This is a genomic window from Ottowia thiooxydans, assembly GCF_040548795.1.
GTDB lineage: Bacteria > Pseudomonadota > Gammaproteobacteria > Burkholderiales > Burkholderiaceae_C > Ottowia > Ottowia thiooxydans_A.
Window position 1 is genome coordinate 548062 of record NZ_JBEPSH010000005.1, and the last position, 14738, is coordinate 562799.

At 60.4% G+C, this 14738-nt stretch carries 15 protein-coding genes; 6 read left to right on the plus strand and 9 right to left on the minus strand.

Going from position 1 to position 14738, the window contains the following annotated elements; all coding sequences use genetic code 11:
- The first annotated feature begins 1 nt into the window (after position 1).
- The 3 genes from grxC (at position 2) to ABIE13_RS14700 (ending at position 1949) form a co-directional block, all read left to right on the plus strand.
- Positions 2-262 carry a glutaredoxin 3 gene (gene grxC / locus ABIE13_RS14690; RefSeq protein WP_354444655.1) on the plus strand — a complete coding sequence of 87 codons (261 nt, stop codon included), beginning with the start codon at positions 2-4 and terminating at the stop codon, positions 260-262.
- A 193-nt stretch (positions 263-455) separates the two neighbouring features.
- Positions 456-896, plus strand: coding sequence for a protein-export chaperone SecB (gene secB, locus ABIE13_RS14695; protein WP_354444657.1), 441 nt, complete (start codon positions 456-458; stop codon positions 894-896).
- A gap of 27 nt (positions 897-923) precedes the next feature.
- The gene (locus ABIE13_RS14700; RefSeq protein WP_354444659.1) at positions 924-1949 is read left to right on the plus strand and encodes an NAD(P)H-dependent glycerol-3-phosphate dehydrogenase; all 1026 of its coding nucleotides are present in this window, start codon (positions 924-926) and stop codon (positions 1947-1949) included.
- A gap of 45 nt (positions 1950-1994) precedes the next feature.
- On the opposite strand, the gene panC is transcribed toward ABIE13_RS14700, so the two are convergent.
- On the minus strand, positions 1995-2843 hold the full coding sequence (panC, locus tag ABIE13_RS14705) for a pantoate--beta-alanine ligase (RefSeq protein ID WP_354444661.1): 849 nt from the start codon (positions 2841-2843) through the stop codon (positions 1995-1997).
- A gap of 150 nt (positions 2844-2993) precedes the next feature.
- Here panC and ABIE13_RS14710 point away from each other — a divergent pair, with 150 nt between their 5' ends.
- Complete coding sequence (locus tag ABIE13_RS14710; protein WP_354444663.1) at positions 2994-4406, plus strand: GntP family permease; 1413 nt, start codon at positions 2994-2996, stop codon at positions 4404-4406.
- A gap of 809 nt (positions 4407-5215) precedes the next feature.
- Here the strand turns inward: ABIE13_RS14710 and ABIE13_RS14715 are convergent.
- Positions 5216-6046 (minus strand): segregation and condensation protein A, encoded by an 831-nt coding sequence (locus tag ABIE13_RS14715; protein WP_354444721.1) that lies wholly within the window; start codon positions 6044-6046, stop codon positions 5216-5218.
- A 48-nt stretch (positions 6047-6094) separates the two neighbouring features.
- Positions 6095-6316, minus strand: coding sequence for a DUF3460 family protein (locus tag ABIE13_RS14720; RefSeq protein ID WP_354444665.1), 222 nt, complete (start codon positions 6314-6316; stop codon positions 6095-6097).
- Between the two features lie 95 nt (positions 6317-6411).
- Between ABIE13_RS14720 and ABIE13_RS14725 the strand changes: the two genes are divergently transcribed.
- Positions 6412-6942 carry an outer membrane protein assembly factor BamE gene (locus tag ABIE13_RS14725; protein WP_354444667.1) on the plus strand — a complete coding sequence of 177 codons (531 nt, stop codon included), beginning with the start codon at positions 6412-6414 and terminating at the stop codon, positions 6940-6942.
- 38 nt (positions 6943-6980) lie between these two features.
- On the plus strand, positions 6981-8021 hold the full coding sequence (locus ABIE13_RS14730; protein ID WP_354444669.1) for a glycosyltransferase: 1041 nt from the start codon (positions 6981-6983) through the stop codon (positions 8019-8021).
- On the opposite strand, the gene ABIE13_RS14735 is transcribed toward ABIE13_RS14730, so the two are convergent.
- From ABIE13_RS14735 to ABIE13_RS14760, 6 genes are all read right to left on the minus strand, one after another.
- Positions 8008-8985: a Bug family tripartite tricarboxylate transporter substrate binding protein gene (locus ABIE13_RS14735; protein WP_354444671.1), complete on the minus strand. Its 978-nt coding sequence runs from the start codon at positions 8983-8985 to the stop codon at positions 8008-8010. The genes ABIE13_RS14730 and ABIE13_RS14735 overlap by 14 nt on opposite strands.
- 15 nt (positions 8986-9000) lie before the next feature.
- On the minus strand, positions 9001-10365 hold the full coding sequence (locus ABIE13_RS14740; protein ID WP_354444673.1) for an MmgE/PrpD family protein: 1365 nt from the start codon (positions 10363-10365) through the stop codon (positions 9001-9003).
- The gene (locus ABIE13_RS14745) at positions 10362-11057 is read right to left on the minus strand and encodes an RraA family protein (protein ID WP_354444674.1); all 696 of its coding nucleotides are present in this window, start codon (positions 11055-11057) and stop codon (positions 10362-10364) included. Before ABIE13_RS14745 ends, ABIE13_RS14740 begins: the two co-directional genes overlap by 4 nt.
- Before the next feature lie 135 nt (positions 11058-11192).
- Entirely contained in the window at positions 11193-12107 is a 915-nt protein-coding gene (locus tag ABIE13_RS14750) for a LysR substrate-binding domain-containing protein (RefSeq protein ID WP_354444675.1), read from the minus strand.
- 106 nt (positions 12108-12213) lie between these two features.
- A complete protein-coding gene (gene metG, locus ABIE13_RS14755) occupies positions 12214-14346 on the minus strand; it encodes a methionine--tRNA ligase (protein ID WP_354444677.1) in 2133 nt (710 codons plus the stop codon).
- Positions 14347-14522: 176 nt separating this feature from the next.
- A partial coding sequence (locus ABIE13_RS14760; RefSeq protein ID WP_354444679.1) for a hypothetical protein occupies positions 14523-14738 on the minus strand: 216 nt, incomplete at its 5' end.

Sequence of the window (14738 nt, forward strand, 5' to 3'; positions counted from 1 at the left end):
CATGCAAATAGTCAAAATGTATTCCACGGGCACATGCCCTTATTGCATCCGCGCCAAGCAGATTCTTAAAAGCAAGGGCGTCGCCGAAATCGAGGAGATCCGCGTAGATCTTGACCCTTCTCAGCGCAACGTCATGTCCGAGATCACCGGTCGGCGAACCGTGCCGCAAATCTTTATCGGTGGTAAGCATGTGGGCGGGCACGATGACCTGGTGGCACTTGATGCACGCGGGGGACTAGACCCCATGCTCGCGGGCCGCTGAATCCGGCGCCATGGCGCCGCTTGGCAGGCGGGTCACGCGCTGCTGAGATAATGCTTCTTGACGCTTCGGGCGCTTGAGATGGTGTTGAAGGCTTCCTACCCTGGAAGTCCAACACACTCAGCGCTTTTTGGGCCAGCGCCTCAGCGGGCACCGCTGTGGCACGTTTCTTTTCAAATACCAACCGAGAGTTTTTATGGCTGATCCAGTGTTCAATATCCAGCGCGTGTACCTTAAAGAGGCTTCACTGGAACAACCCAATTCGCCTGCCATCCTGCTGGAGTCCGAACAGCCTGCAGTCGAGATCAATCTGGGCGTCAATGCCGAGAACGTTGCCGAAGGCATCTTCGAAGTTTGCGTGACCGCCACCGTGCAGACCCGCATTCAGGACAAGACCGTCTTCCTGGCTGAGTGCAAGCAGGCAGGCATTTTCGAGATTCGTGAGATCCCGGAAGACCAAATGGGCGCAGTGGTGGGCATCGCATGTCCCCAGATCGTCTATCCCTACCTGCGTGGCAATGTGGCAGACCTGATCACGCGCGCGGGCTTTCCGCCAGTGCATCTGGCCGAGATCAATTTCCAGTCCATGTACGAGCAGCAACAACAGGGCGCCAACACGCCTGTTGTTACCCAGTAATTCTCTCGCGCCCGGGCTTGCCAAGGCATGAAGATCGTCATTATTGGCGCGGGGGCCTTCGGTACCTCCCTGGCGGTGAGTGCTTGCCGCAATCCAGTGGGGCACTCCGTAGAACTTTGGGCTCGGAGCGAATCACAGGCGTTGGTCCTTCAGGGCGAACGTCAAAACGCCCGTTATTTGCCGGGCATACCTCTGCCGCATGATTTGGTGCTGCGCGGGGGCGACGCTGCCACGCTGGCCGGCAACACCGGCCGTGTGGATCTGGTGGTCGTGGCGACACCCATGTCGGGCTTGCGCCAGGTGCTGACAGCACTGCGGGGCACCACGGCACCTGTAGCCTGGCTTTGCAAGGGCTTCGAGCCCGCGCAAGATGAGACGGCGCCCTTTCCCTTTGGCTTGCTGCCTCACGAGGTGCAGCGCCAAGTAGCACCTGAATTGATCGCTGGAGCCCTCAGTGGGCCCAGCTTTGCGCAAGAAGTTGCGCGCGGCCAGCCTACGGCGCTGGTAGCCACCAGCCGGCACGCGCAGGTCAGGGAGGCTCTGGTGGAGGCCTTCCATGGGCTTACCCTGCGCGTATACGCCAACGACGATTTGCCTGGTGTTGAGGTCGGTGGAGCGGTCAAGAACGTTCTGGCGATTGCCACCGGCCTGGCCGATGGCATGAACCTGGGTCTCAACGCGCGTGCGGCACTGATCACACGTGGCCTGGCCGAAATGTCGCGTTTTGGTCAAGCACTGGGCGGGCGCTCTGAAACTTTCATGGGTCTGTCAGGCCTGGGCGATCTGGTCCTGACCGCAACGGGCGATCTCAGCCGCAACCGCAGGGTAGGCTTGCTGCTGGCTGAGGGCAAGTCCGTGGCCGACGCCGTGCAGTCGCTCGGGCATGTCGCCGAAGGCGTTTACTGTGCACGCACAGTTTTGCAGCGGGCGCGCCATGTGGGGGTGGAGATGCCCATCACTGAAGGCGTTGTCGCCCTTCTGGACGGAGAGCTCAAGCCCGTTGAAGCGGTCGCAGCCCTCATGGGGCGTGATCCGAAGGGTGAGCTGCTCTAAAGTACGCGAGGGCTGACACAGGAAGTGCCCATGCCCCTCAAGTGCTCAGATTTCGAAGTTGTCGATCAGCCTGGTGGTGCCGATTCGCGCGGCACCTAGCGCCACAAGATGCCCTGCGGTGTCGCCTTCCTGAGGTGGCTGCAGGTCAGAGCGGCGGCGAACCGTGAGGTAATCCGGTTGCCATCCCAGTGCAGCCAGCTTTTGCATCGCAACAGCTTCCAGTTCCAGGAGCTGCCCCGGTTTTGCGTTGCCCGCCTCATGGGCCAGTGCCTGCAGCGCCTGGGGCAATTGGAGAGCCTGTGCACGGTCCGAGGGGCTCAGGTAATTATTGCGAGAGCTGAGTGCCAGGCCGTCGGCCGCACGCTCGATCTGATGGCCCACGATGTCAATGGGAAGGGCAAACTGGCGCACCATATGGCGAATAACCATGAGTTGCTGATAGTCCTTCTTGCCAAACACGGCCGTGCCGTGGGACTTTCCGGCGAATACCGCCATGAACAGTTTCATGACGACGGTAGCCACGCCAGTGAAGAATCCGGGGCGAAACTCACCTTCCAGCAGATCGGCCAGCGCTGGATCAGGGTGCACCTTGAATACTTGGGGCTCAGGGTATAGATCCTTCTCACGCGGCGCAAAAAGCACATCGCAGCCCGCATTCTCGAGTTTGGCGCTGTCTTCGCTGAAGGTGCGCGGGTAGCTGTCAAAGTCTTCGTGCGGCAGAAACTGCAGCCGATTGACAAAGATGCTGGCCACAGTGACATCACCCAGGGGTTTGGCTTCGCTTATCAGTGCCAGATGGCCGGCGTGCAAATTACCCATCGTAGGAACGAATGCTGGGCGGGCGGTATGGCGAAGTGCATGGCGCAGTTCTGCAATGGAGTGGACTATTTGCATGGGTCGGTGTGAGTTGTCTAAGCGTTCCAGGCGCTCTTGCCGGTCTTGAGAAAAACGTGGCTTTGACTTAATTGTTCAATGCGTTTTTGTAAGATTTAAGTGTGAAATTCTGGGGATAATCGTAGGTTTGCCTGCCAAGCATTGCTGTACATGAGCACTTTCGCTATCGTTTTGTCCCTGCTGATTCTGATGTTCCTCGCCTACCGAGGTTACACCGTACTGTTGCTGGCACCTGTCATGGCCGTCCTGGCGGTATTTCTGTCAGGAGACATTGCCCAGGTATTGCCCATCTACACAGAGACTTTCATGCGCGCTATGGGCAACTACATGCTCGCGTTCTTTCCTATTTTCTTGCTGGGTGCGTTGTTTGGCCAACTCATGGCGGATTCCGGTGCCGCCATGGCCATTGCCCAATGGATAGAGCGTACGCTGGGCAGCCGGTACGCCAGTCTGACCGTCGTGCTCGCATGCGCCATTTTGACCTATGGCGGCGTGTCCTTGTTCGTGGTGGCTTTTGCCATCTACCCCATCGCCAGGACATTGTTCAAGGATGCAGATATTCCCAAGCGGCTCATCGCCCCGACCATTGCTTTAGGGTCGTTTACCTTCACCATGACCGCGCTGCCTGGCACACCCTCCATTCAGAACGCCATGCCCATCCCGTATTTCGGCACCAACACCTTTGCCGCCCCCGGCCTGGGACTGATAGGGGGTGCCATCATGTTCACACTGGGCTATCTATGGCTGCGTTCGCGCGAGCGCAAAGCGCGCCTTGCGGGGGAGGGCTATGGTCAGCACGAGGACAATGAGGCGGTTGAAGTGGCTCTTGAGAACGCTGCGGGGCAAGCGGGAGTCCATCGCCGTTCCATGCCCTTGGTGCTGGCGTTGTTGCCCCTGGTACTGGTCATTGGCATCAATGCAGTGTTCACCTACGCGGTGTTCCCGGGCAAGGACTGGAGCTTTCTGCAAGCCAGTTTCCCGAACCTGGCGCCGTCGCGGCAAGCGGGCCTGTGGGCCCTGATCATTGCACTGACGACTTCCATTGTGACGGTGCTTCTTGTCGGTTTTGGCCGTTGGGGCAACCTGCGTGAAAGCATCAACAAGGGCGTGCTGGGCTCCATGCTGCCTATCTTCAATACCGCGTCTGAAGTGGGCTACGGCGCGGTCATTGCCGGGCTGGCGGGGTTTGCAATCATCCGTGATGCAGTCCTGAACGTCTCCAGCAATCCCTTGATTTCGGAGGCGGTGGCCATGAATGTGCTGGCCGGCATCACGGGCTCATCTTCTGGGGGGCTGTCGATTGCTTTGCAGACGCTGGGGGCGGACTACCTGCGCATGGCCAATGAAGCCGGGATCAGCCCGGAATTGCTGCACCGGGTGGCAGTGATGTCCGCGGGGGTGTTTGATTCCCTGCCGCATTGCGGTGCGGTCATTACTTTGCTTTCTATCTGCAAGCTGACGCACAGGGAGTCTTATCTCAACCTGGCTGCGATGACGATTGGGGCGCCTTTGATCGCGTTGACGGCTGTGATTGCTTTGGGAACTGCGCTGGGTAGTTTCTGATGAGCGCCCAATGCGCCATCGTTTGAATTCCCTTTTCCGCCCCTCTCTTTCTCCCTCTCCCTCTGGGAGAGGGCGGGGCGGGGCCGGCCAACCGGTGAGGGCAAGCGGCGGTTGAGTTGTTGTCTGTGCTTGTAGTTACCTCCTGCTGTTCTCTTGAGGTCGGAGGCCGGGGAGTGCGCCCGGCAGCGCAGCCACCTTCTTTCGGCCGGCGCTCCGGTGCTCCGCCAAAAGAACCTGGCGCAAGAAAAGGCGGCCCCACTGTCCGTGCCTATGCCGGCCGCGACCCTTCACTTCGCTACGGGCAACCTGCGGTGCTAGGTCCAGGGGCGGCGCGGCAGAACTCCCTTCGTTCACTTCGCTCTCTTCGGTCAAACAGCTGCCGCAAGCTAGTTCACGAAGCAAGAGCATCTTGCAGTGCTCTTGCCCGCCCCTCGCCCTGCGCTCCTCGGCACGGCCAAAGGGGTAGGGAGACCTAACTCGGGCCATCGCTTCGCTCGGCCCTACACGTATCAGTCACAAGCGAGCGGTTTTACCCCATCTCCCGCCCGCGGGAGATGGGGTAAATTCAGAAGGCCGCGGAGCAGGCCATCCGGGAGTAGCCGCGGAGCTGGCTTTGCCAGGCCGCTGGCTGCGTCCACTGTGGAGGATGCCCAGCGTAAGGTAGGGCGCGAAGCGCTTCTCCCGCCCGCGGGAGAGGGTGCAAATTCAGAAGGTCAGAAGGCCGCGGAGCAGGCCATCCGGGAGTAGCCGCGGAGCGGGCTTTGCCCGGCCGCTGGCTGCGTCCCCCTGGGGGGAAGGCGCGAAGCGCCTCAGGGGGGGGCTTTATACGCCAGACGGACGTAAATAGGGGCGAAGGCTTCCGCCTGGGTGATCTCTACCAGGGTTTCCTTGCCAAGCTCCAGCAGTGCCAAGAGAGTCACCACCAGCACGGGGGCGCCTTGTTCGATGTCGAACAGCTCCTCAAAAGGAGCAAAGCGGCGGCCTTGCAGCTTTTTGAGCACGAGGGTCATGTGCTCACGCACGCTGAGTTCTTCGCGGCTGATCTTGTGGTGAGCGACCAGTTTCGCCCGGCCCAGAATGTCGCGCCAGGCGGCTTGCAGGTCGGCCAGTTCCACATCTGGAAAGCGCGGGGCGAGACTTTGCTCGACATACACCTGCGCTTTGAGGAAATCCCTGCCGTAGTGCGGCAATTCCGAGAGACCCGCTGCGGCTAACTTCATGCGTTCGTATTCGAGCAGGCGACGCACCAATTCCGCGCGCGGATCTTCGGGCTCTTCGCCTTCGGCTGTCTTGCGAGGCGGCAGCAGCATGCGCGACTTGATCTCGATCAGCATGGCTGCCATCAAGAGATATTCGGCGGCGAGCTCCAGGTTCCTGCTGCGGATTTCCTCGACATAACTCAGGTACTGGCGCGTCACGCCGGCCATGGGGATGTCAAGAATGTTGAAATTCTGCTTGCGGATCAGGTAGAGCAGCAGATCCAGCGGGCCTTCGAAGGCTTCGAGAAAAATCTCGAGCGCATCGGGCGGTATGTACAAGTCTTGCGGCAGCGAGAAGAGCGGTTCGCCATACAGGCGAGCTACCGCGACGTGGTCGATGACTTGCGGGGTCGCAACTTCGCCTGCCGGCGCAGCGGCCAGCAGGTCTACGGCATCGACAACCGGCTGCACGCGTTTCAAAGAAACCTATCAGTCTTCAGAAGGAGCCGTTTGGTAGACGTAGGGCTTTTGCGGGACACGCGCGGCGCCGAATTCGGACTGCAAGTCCCTGTCGAGTTGCTTGTCCCACAGCAAAGCGCGTCCCTGCCGCTGTGCCAGATCCAACGTCGGCTTCTCTTGCTTGAGGTGCGCAATGAAGTCGGTAACGTCCGAGGTGTAGTGGGGGCGGCGAAAAATGTTGGCGATGGACATAAACTATTGAGGTGGCTAGGTCTTGGCTGGCAACCCGTGGCCAGTCAGCCCCCTCTTGGCGAGGAGATTGCCATTGATTTTACCGGTACCCACACATGCAACGCTTTAGTTCATTCTTACCCTCCCGCCGACTGGCGGGCATGCTGCTGGCGGTTGGCCTGCTGGGGCTGGCCGCTTGTGACCCGCAGGCCATCAAGGAACTTGAAGAGGGCCTATCCACAGAGGCTGATGTTGTCGCACGGTTCGGTCAGCCGGAGCGTGTCTGGAATGGGGAGGGCGGTACGCGTATCTTCGAGTACAACCGGCAGCCGCAGGGGACGCAAAACTACATGATCAGCATTGGCCCGGACGGCAAAATGAGCGCTCTGCGGCAAGTGCTGAACCCTGACAACTTCCGCCGGGTGCGAGAAGGCATGGGCGTCGAGGAAGTGCGCCAGATGCTAGGCAAGCCCGCGCGTCAGGTTCCCTATGCGCTCAAGCGCGAAGTGGTCTGGTCCTGGCGTTTCATGGATCCGTCGGAAAACGCCAAGAAAATGTTCTACGTTGTGTTCAACCCCGAGTACCGCGTCATCCGCACTGAAGTGGGTGCGGATGCAGACGGGCCGGATATGCAGGGCGGCGGTTGATGCCGCAGGCCTGGCCCGCCGGGCGGCCATGGCGAGTGATGTTGGCATCCAACACGCATGCAGTGGGACATGGCGTCGCCGTCGTTCTGGCACTGCAAGCGGGCGAACTTGTTCGGCGTGGCATGGGCGTCGTTGTTGCTGGGCCTGTCGGCGGCCATGATTTCTCCTATCCGGGCTGCGCCCGGCTGGATGTGGCTGATGCGAGAGGTTTGGCATTGACCGCCGATCGTTTCGGCGTCGATCTGATCGTGGCTTGCACGCCACCTTTCTTCAGTGTGGTGCATGAGCCGGGTTGCAAATCTGTGATGGCTTTTGACCACGGCGAGCCCCCACCCGACTGGTTTCCCGACCGTGTGCGTCGAGGCAGGCTCCTTGAGGAGAAAGATCTCGCTCTGCCCCTGGCGAAGGCGGTATACACCAACTCCAAGGCGGTCGCTGGCGAGAGTCGGACGCCTGTTACTGGCGTGATTCCCCTGGGAAATGGGCATCTGGGGCAGTGGAGCGAAGACCGCATGGCGCGGCGTCAAATGGTCCGCAAGGCTTTGGGCTGGTCAGACCGGTTCATCGTGCTGAACGTCTGCCGTTTTCATAAGGCTGAGCGCCAGTACAAGGGCGTTGACACTTACAGCGCGGTGCAAGCTGCGGTGCGCGAGCGAAGCGGAGCCGCTCCTGGTGAGATCCAGTTTGTGCAATGCGGCAAGGCTCTGGAAGACGATGTGAAAGCGGTCAATGCAGCCGGACTGGTGGCCATGGCAAATCCAAGCGATGCCAGTCTGATCGATATCTATGCGGCCGCCGACGCCTATGCCAATTTTTCGCGTTGGGAGGGCTACAACCTGGGCATAGGACAGGCATTGGCCATGGGGCTGCCCACGCTGGCTTCAGATATTCCCGCACATCGTGAGTTTGGGATCGAAGTCACCAACGATATCCATCGTGCGGCAGATTGGGTGGCAGAGCGCTGGCGAGAGCGCGCCAGCGTGCAGAGAGTGGCCCGGCCCACACCCTGGGAGCCGCATCTGGAGCGCTTCGCGCAGGTGGTGGAGTCGCTTTGCGTCCAAGCCTCTACGACAAAGTAATTCCTGTGTCTCTGATCACCTTGTCCCATGTGCCCACTTCCTGCGTGATGCGATTGCGGGCAAAGGCACTGCTTTCTGTCACCACGTCGACACCGAGCGCAGAGAAACGGTTGCTCACTTCCGCTTCCTTGAGCACCGTATTCAAGTCGGCGTTCAGCTGATTCACCACAGCTGCAGGGGTGGCTGCGGGCGCTGCAATACCGAAGATGGACACCACGTCGTTGCCCATTTTGACACCCTGTTCTGTCAGGGTGGGGACACCGGGCAAGGCCTCCACACGATTGGGGCCTGCAATGGCCAGCGCCTTGATGCGGCCGCTTTTGAGGTTATTGATGGCGGTTGACGTGTTGACGAACATCGCCTGAATCTGTCCTCCAATCAGATCGGTGACGCCTGGCGTGGAGCCTTTATAAGGCACAGCCAGCAAGTCGGTTCCGGTGGCGCGCTTGAACATTTCCCCTGCGATGTGCTCCAGGGAGCCCACGCCGGTCGTGGCGATGGAGAAACCGCCCGGTTTGGCCTTGGCGGCTCTGATGAATTCCTGCAGATTGGAGACGGGCAGGCTGGCGGGCACGATGAGCACATTGGGCAGATAGCCCACGATGGCCACATGCTGAAAATCTTTCAGGAGGTCGTAGCCCATGGAGGTTCCCATCAGCTTCTGATTGATGGCGTAAGTGGTCAGGGCGGTCATCAACAGCACGCTTCCATTGGCAGGGGCTTTGGCCACGTACTGCGCCCCGATGTTGCCGGAAAAGCCCGCTTTGTTGTCCACAATGACCGTGCTGCCACGCAGTACGCCCAGACGCTGAGCCAGCACCCGCGCCATGGCATCCAGTGAGCCACCAGGCGGATAGCCGACGATGATGGTGGTGTCCTTGCTCTGCGCATGGGCCAGGCCCGCATGAGCGGCCAGAGGTGCGGCGGCGCTGACCAGAAGTTGGCGGCGAGATAGGGAAAACATGATCAGGATCCTTTTTTAGTCTGTAGAAAGAGCAAGTGCCCGCGCGAGTGCGCGCGCAGAGCAGGCAGGGGAGGACTGCAGTAGTTCGAGGAGCGCACGTGCGCGCTCTGCGCCCAATGCGGGCACCGCACAGTCCAGGAACTTGGCTTCGTGCTGAGCGGCAGAAAGCGGCATGCTGGGGTGGCCGAGCGGTTTGGCCTGGCGCTGGCGAAACACTTCCTGTCCGTCCTGAAGGACCACCAGTTCGGCAAAATCGCCGTTGCCGGTGGGGAAGTCCTGTCCCAGCGTGACCTGAACTTGCTCGGCAAGCGCCTTCACGCCGGGGCGGTGCACGGCTTCGTCGGTAAAATCTGCCACAGATTGCGTTCCATGCAGCGCTGCCACGGCGACGCTGTACTGCACATGAAATTTCGCCGCCAGGCCGCCACTGGGCCAGGTCTTACCCCGCGCGGCCTCCAGTCGCTCGCTGATACCGCAGCGCAACTCCAGCCCCGCAGTGTCAGCCCAAACACCTTGCGACCGCGCGTGACGCACCATGTCGATCAACGCATGCATCAAAGAACAGGTGGGGTAGAGCTTGTAGACGATGCCGGGCGTCAGTACCTCCAGGCTCTGGCCTAAACCGTGCAAGGCACGGTCTGCATCCTGGCTGCCGTCATCGCAAAAGAGCTGCAAAAAGCCTTCGTGGCCTTCCAGTGCCGTGGTGCTGGTGACCATGCCTCCGGCTGCCAGTCGCGCTGCTTGCACGCCTCTTTGAGCGGCCAGTCCGGCTTGCAGCGCTTTCGCCATGGTGCCGAAATTGACCCTCAGGCCGCCTGCCATGGAGGCAGCCAGTCCCAGGGCGTACGCTGTCCTCTGGGCATCCAGCCCCAGCAGCCGGGCACAGGCCGCTGCCGCGCCTACGGTACCCAGGGTGCTGGTGGTGTGCCAGCCCAATTGCGAATGCCTGTCGTTGACGCCGCGTCCCAGACGCCCTGCCACTTCTACGCCAGCCACGTAGGCGGTGATGAGGTCTTCGCCGCTGGCATCCACAAGCTCGCCCAGGGCGAGAATGGCCGGCACCACGGGCGCTGACGGGTGGCCGCGCATGGATTCGTGCGTGTCGTCAAGTGAATGGGCGTGGGCAGCGCATCCATTGGTCAGTGCGGCCTCTGACACGTCCGAGCGCTCAGGCCTGCCCCACAGCGTACAGGCGCCTCCTGGCCTGGCTTGAACCGATGCCGCTATGCGCGTGACCTCCTCATGGGCGCCCGCCAGCGCGCCGCCAAGGCAGTCTGCCATGGCGCGGCGAACTTCCGACTGGGCTGCCAGAGGAATGTTTTCGGGGCGCAGGTTTGCCACGAAAGTGGCAAGCGCTCCAGTCAGGCCCGGTGAGTTCACTTGGCCTGCCCCGGTAGCCAGGCCGCCACGTGCTGGTCCATTTCCTTGAGGAAGTGCTCAATGCCATGGCCACCGGGTTGGCGGCGCAGTTCCTGCGCTATCGTGGCCACGCTGGTGCGGGGCACGATGGCGACACCTTCTTCGCTGGCGCAGACCACGTCGCCAGGGCTGATGACCACGCCACCGCATGAGACGGGCACGTTGACTTCTGCAGGACCGATCTTGGGACCTGAATGCGGTGAAACCGCAAGTCCATACACCGGCAGGCCCTCGGCTTGCGCCTCCGACACGTCGCGCCAGGCGCCATGCACAAGAAGGCCTGCCATGCCGCGCTCATCACGCGCGTATTTAAGCAGTTCGAACCCTCCCATGCACCATTGTGTAAAGCCCAGTCCATCGACTACCAGCACGTCTCCAGGTCCTATGGTGCGCACTGCAGCCATCACCCCCAGGTTGTCGCCGGGCGGGCATTTGACGGTAAAGGCGGGCCCGCACATGGGGATAGCGGTGGCGGTGAGCGAACGTATGGACGGATGGCAGGTGTACATGCGGCCTGCAAGATCGCTCACGCGAGTGACTTCAGCACTGGCCAGCGTGGCCACATCTTGCGCTGCAGGTCGTTCAAAGTCGCGATTGAAGATGAACGGTGTGAGCGGGTTTTTCCATCGGCGGTCGGGGGCTTCAAAGGACATGAGTAAATCCTCCACAAGAACTTTTAATGAGCTTGCGTATTGTCTCGAGCCGCTCCCTGGAGGAAAAGCGATGATTAATATCCAGTTGGATAGAAAAGTTAAACAATAGGCCTGGCGAGCGGCCTTAACCTCTCTCTACACGGGGCTTGAGGTATTTGCGCCTGATCTGGCCAGCTCGTCCTGCAACCATTGCCTGAACAAGACCACGGCGGGGGCGTCCTGTTTGGCTTCCGGGCTCACCAGGTAGTAGCCCCGCGAGCTGGGTAGTTTCTGAGATGAAAACCGCACCAGATCGCCGCGGGCAATCCCCTCGGCCACCAGAAAATCAGGCAGCAAACCCACACCCATGTGCACCTGGAGCGCTTCCAGGATCATGTTGAAACTATCGAATCGAGGCCCCTGGAAGGCATTGGCAGGCTCGATCTGCGCCTGGGCGAACCATTCCTGCCAGGCGGACGGGCGCGTGAACTGCTGCAGCAAAGTGGCGCGCTCCAGATCAGACGGGGCATAAAGACCATGCGCGCGCTGGTAGTGCGCGCTGCACACCGGCCACATATTGTCGTCCAGCAGGTGCGTGCACACCGCGCCCGGCCATGACGCCTCGCCATAGTGAATGGCTGCGTCAAAGGGCTCCGCATCAAAGTTGAATGGCGCGTTGCGTGAAACCAGGTTGAGATTGATGCGCGCGTGTTCGCTGAAAAAACCTGGCAGGCGAGGCACCAGCCATTTGGCCGCAAACGTGGGGACCACGGCCAGGTTGAGAATCTCCTTGTCCCCGCTGGCCATCGCCTGATGGGTAACTTCTCCCAGATCACGCAAGATGCGTCGCACTTCCCGGAGATAGCGCTCCCCGGCGCTGGTCAGCAACACGCGCTGGCGCACCCTGGCGAACAGGGCCACGCCCAATTGCTCTTCCAAGTGGCGAACTTGTTGGCTGATCGCGCCTGGCGTGAGGTGCAGTTCAGCCGCCGCACGGCCAAAATTCAAGTGCCGCGCCGCGGACTCGAAGGCCGCGAGCGTGGTGGTGGAGGGCAAGCGTGTACGTTTCACTTTGGAGCGACGCCTTTTGCTGGCCTAGGATCCTGTTCAAGCCCCGGATGCACTCCGGGGCCTATTCAGGGGGCAATGGGCTTATTGCCAGAGAGGGTGGTGGCCATCACCGAACCCGCATGCCGGGCTGCGCACCTTCTCCTGGCTCGAGCACATAGATTCCGGGGTTCTTTTTCTCATCGCCATGGCTGGCCGCCAGCACCATGCCTTCGCTGATGCCGAACTTCATCTTGCGCGGCGCGAGATTGGCCACCAGCACGGTCAGCTTTCCGGCCAGTTGTTCCGGCTGGTAGGCGCTGGCGATGCCGCTGAACACGTTGCGCAGCTTCGGCTGGCCATCTTCGCCAGATTCTCCAGCATCCAATGTCAGCCGCAACAGCTTGCTGGAGCCTTCGACCTTCTCGCAGGCCACAATCTTGGCGATGCGCAAGTCGATCTTGGCGAAATCATCGATGGTGATGGTGGGCGCGATGGGCTCGCCACCTGGTGCACTGGACGCCGAAGTATCTGCCGCGTTCACTGGAGCATGCGCAGCGCCACTCACGGCTGCCGAAGCCTGCGCGGCTGTGGCAGGAGGCTCGAACAGCGCTTCGAGTTGTTTCGCATCTACACGCTGCATCAGGTGACGGTAATCGCCAATCTGTGCGCCCTTGCCCAGTGCCTGTTGAACGTTGGCAAAGTCCTCTGGCGGCAGAATGAGGAACGCGGCAACGTCCGCAGCCAGCTTGGGCAAGATAGGCTTCAGATAGATAGTGAGAATGCGGAACGCCTCAATGCACACGGTGCATACATCGTGCAGACGGCCATCCATGCCATCTTGCTTGGCCAGCTCCCAGGGCTTGTTCTGGTCGACATAGGCGTTCACCCGATCGGCCAGGGCCATGATCTCTCGCACGACCTTGCCGAACTCGCGCTCTGCGTAAAGCTCTGTGACTTGAGGCAGAGCATCACGCAGGTGCGTCAGCAGGGCATCGCCGTCTGCTGAAATCTCGCCCAGGCGCCCTTCGAAGCGCTTGCTGATGAAGCCTGCAGCACGGCTGGCAATGTTGATGTACTTGCCGATCAGATCGCTGTTCACACGCAGCATGAAATCTTCGGCATTGAAATCCAGATCTTCATTGCGCGCTGAAAGCTTGGCCGCCAGGTAATAGCGAAGCCATTCTGCGTTCATGCCCAGTTGCAAATACTTGAGTGGGTCGAGGCCCGTGCCTCGGCTCTTGCTCATTTTCTCGCCGTTGTTCACGGTGAGGAAACCGTGAACAAACACGTTGTCGGGTACTTTGCGATCGCTGAACTTCAGCATGGCTGGCCAGAACAGCGTATGGAAAGTGATGATGTCCTTGCCGATGAAGTGATACTGCTCCAGGTTCGGCTGCGCCATATAGGCGTCGTAGCTCTCTCCCCGCTTTTCCAGCAGGTTTTTCAAACTGGCCAGGTAGCCCACGGGAGCGTCCAGCCAGACGTAGAAGTACTTGCCCGGCGCGTCCGGAATCTCGATGCCGAAATAAGGCGCGTCTCGGGAAATATCCCAATCACCCATCTTCGGCTTGCCGTCTTCCCCGGGGGAAATCCATTCGCGCACCTTGTTGGCCACATCGGTCTGCAGCCGTCCGTCTTGCGTCCAGCGCTCCAGGAACTCCACGCAGCGTGGGTCGGAAAGCTTGAAGAAAAAGTGTTCGCTGCTTTTAAGCTCTGGCTTCGCGCCTGTAAGGGCCGAGTAGGGGTTAATCAAATCCGTGGGCGAATAGACGGCACTGCATACTTCGCAGTTGTCACCATACTGGTCTTTGGCATGGCAGTTGGGGCATTCGCCCTTGATGAAACGATCGGGCAGGAACATGCCCTTCTGCGGATCGAAGAACTGCTCAATGCTGCGCGAAGCGATCAGCCCGTTGGACTTCAGGTCTTTGTAGATCGCCTGCGCCATTTCGGTGTTTTCCGGGCTGTGCGTGCTGTGCCAGTTGTCATGGCTGATGTGAAAGCCATCGAGGTACTGTTTACGCCCTGCCGCAATATCGGCCACGAACTGCTCGGGCGTCTTGCCCACCTTCTCCGCGGCGATCATGATCGGCGCGCCATGGGCGTCATCCGCGCCGACAAAATTGACCGCGTGGCCCTGCATCCTCTGATAGCGCACCCAGATATCGGCCTGGATGTACTCCATGATGTGGCCAATGTGGAACGTGCCGTTGGCGTACGGCAAGGCAGTGGTAACAAAGATCTGGCGCTGCGCGGTCATTCGGTACTCTCTCTGAGGGAACCTTCAATTTTATGCGGGACGGTAGAGACGCGTCATTTGCTCTTTCCAGAGCGAATTTTGCTCGCAAGCCATCCCGATTCAAGTGCGCCGCATACTGAAGACTTACTCGGCGGCGAGTGGGGCTGTTTTTTTCACTATAGACTTAGGACGTGTCATCAATTAAAACCCCCACGCGCTGACTCGCCCTGAGGATGGATACGCGAAGGCAGGTGCAGGCCGTAGTGATCTACGGTCAAGGCTGGCGACAAAGTAGACGCCGCAGGGCGAGCCAGCCCGAAGGGTTGCCAAGCCAGGGGGCGCCATGCGTTGTTGTGGCTCGCTTGTGTACATGAGTACACCGCGCTCACCACGCCTAGCCTGGCACCCCCTGG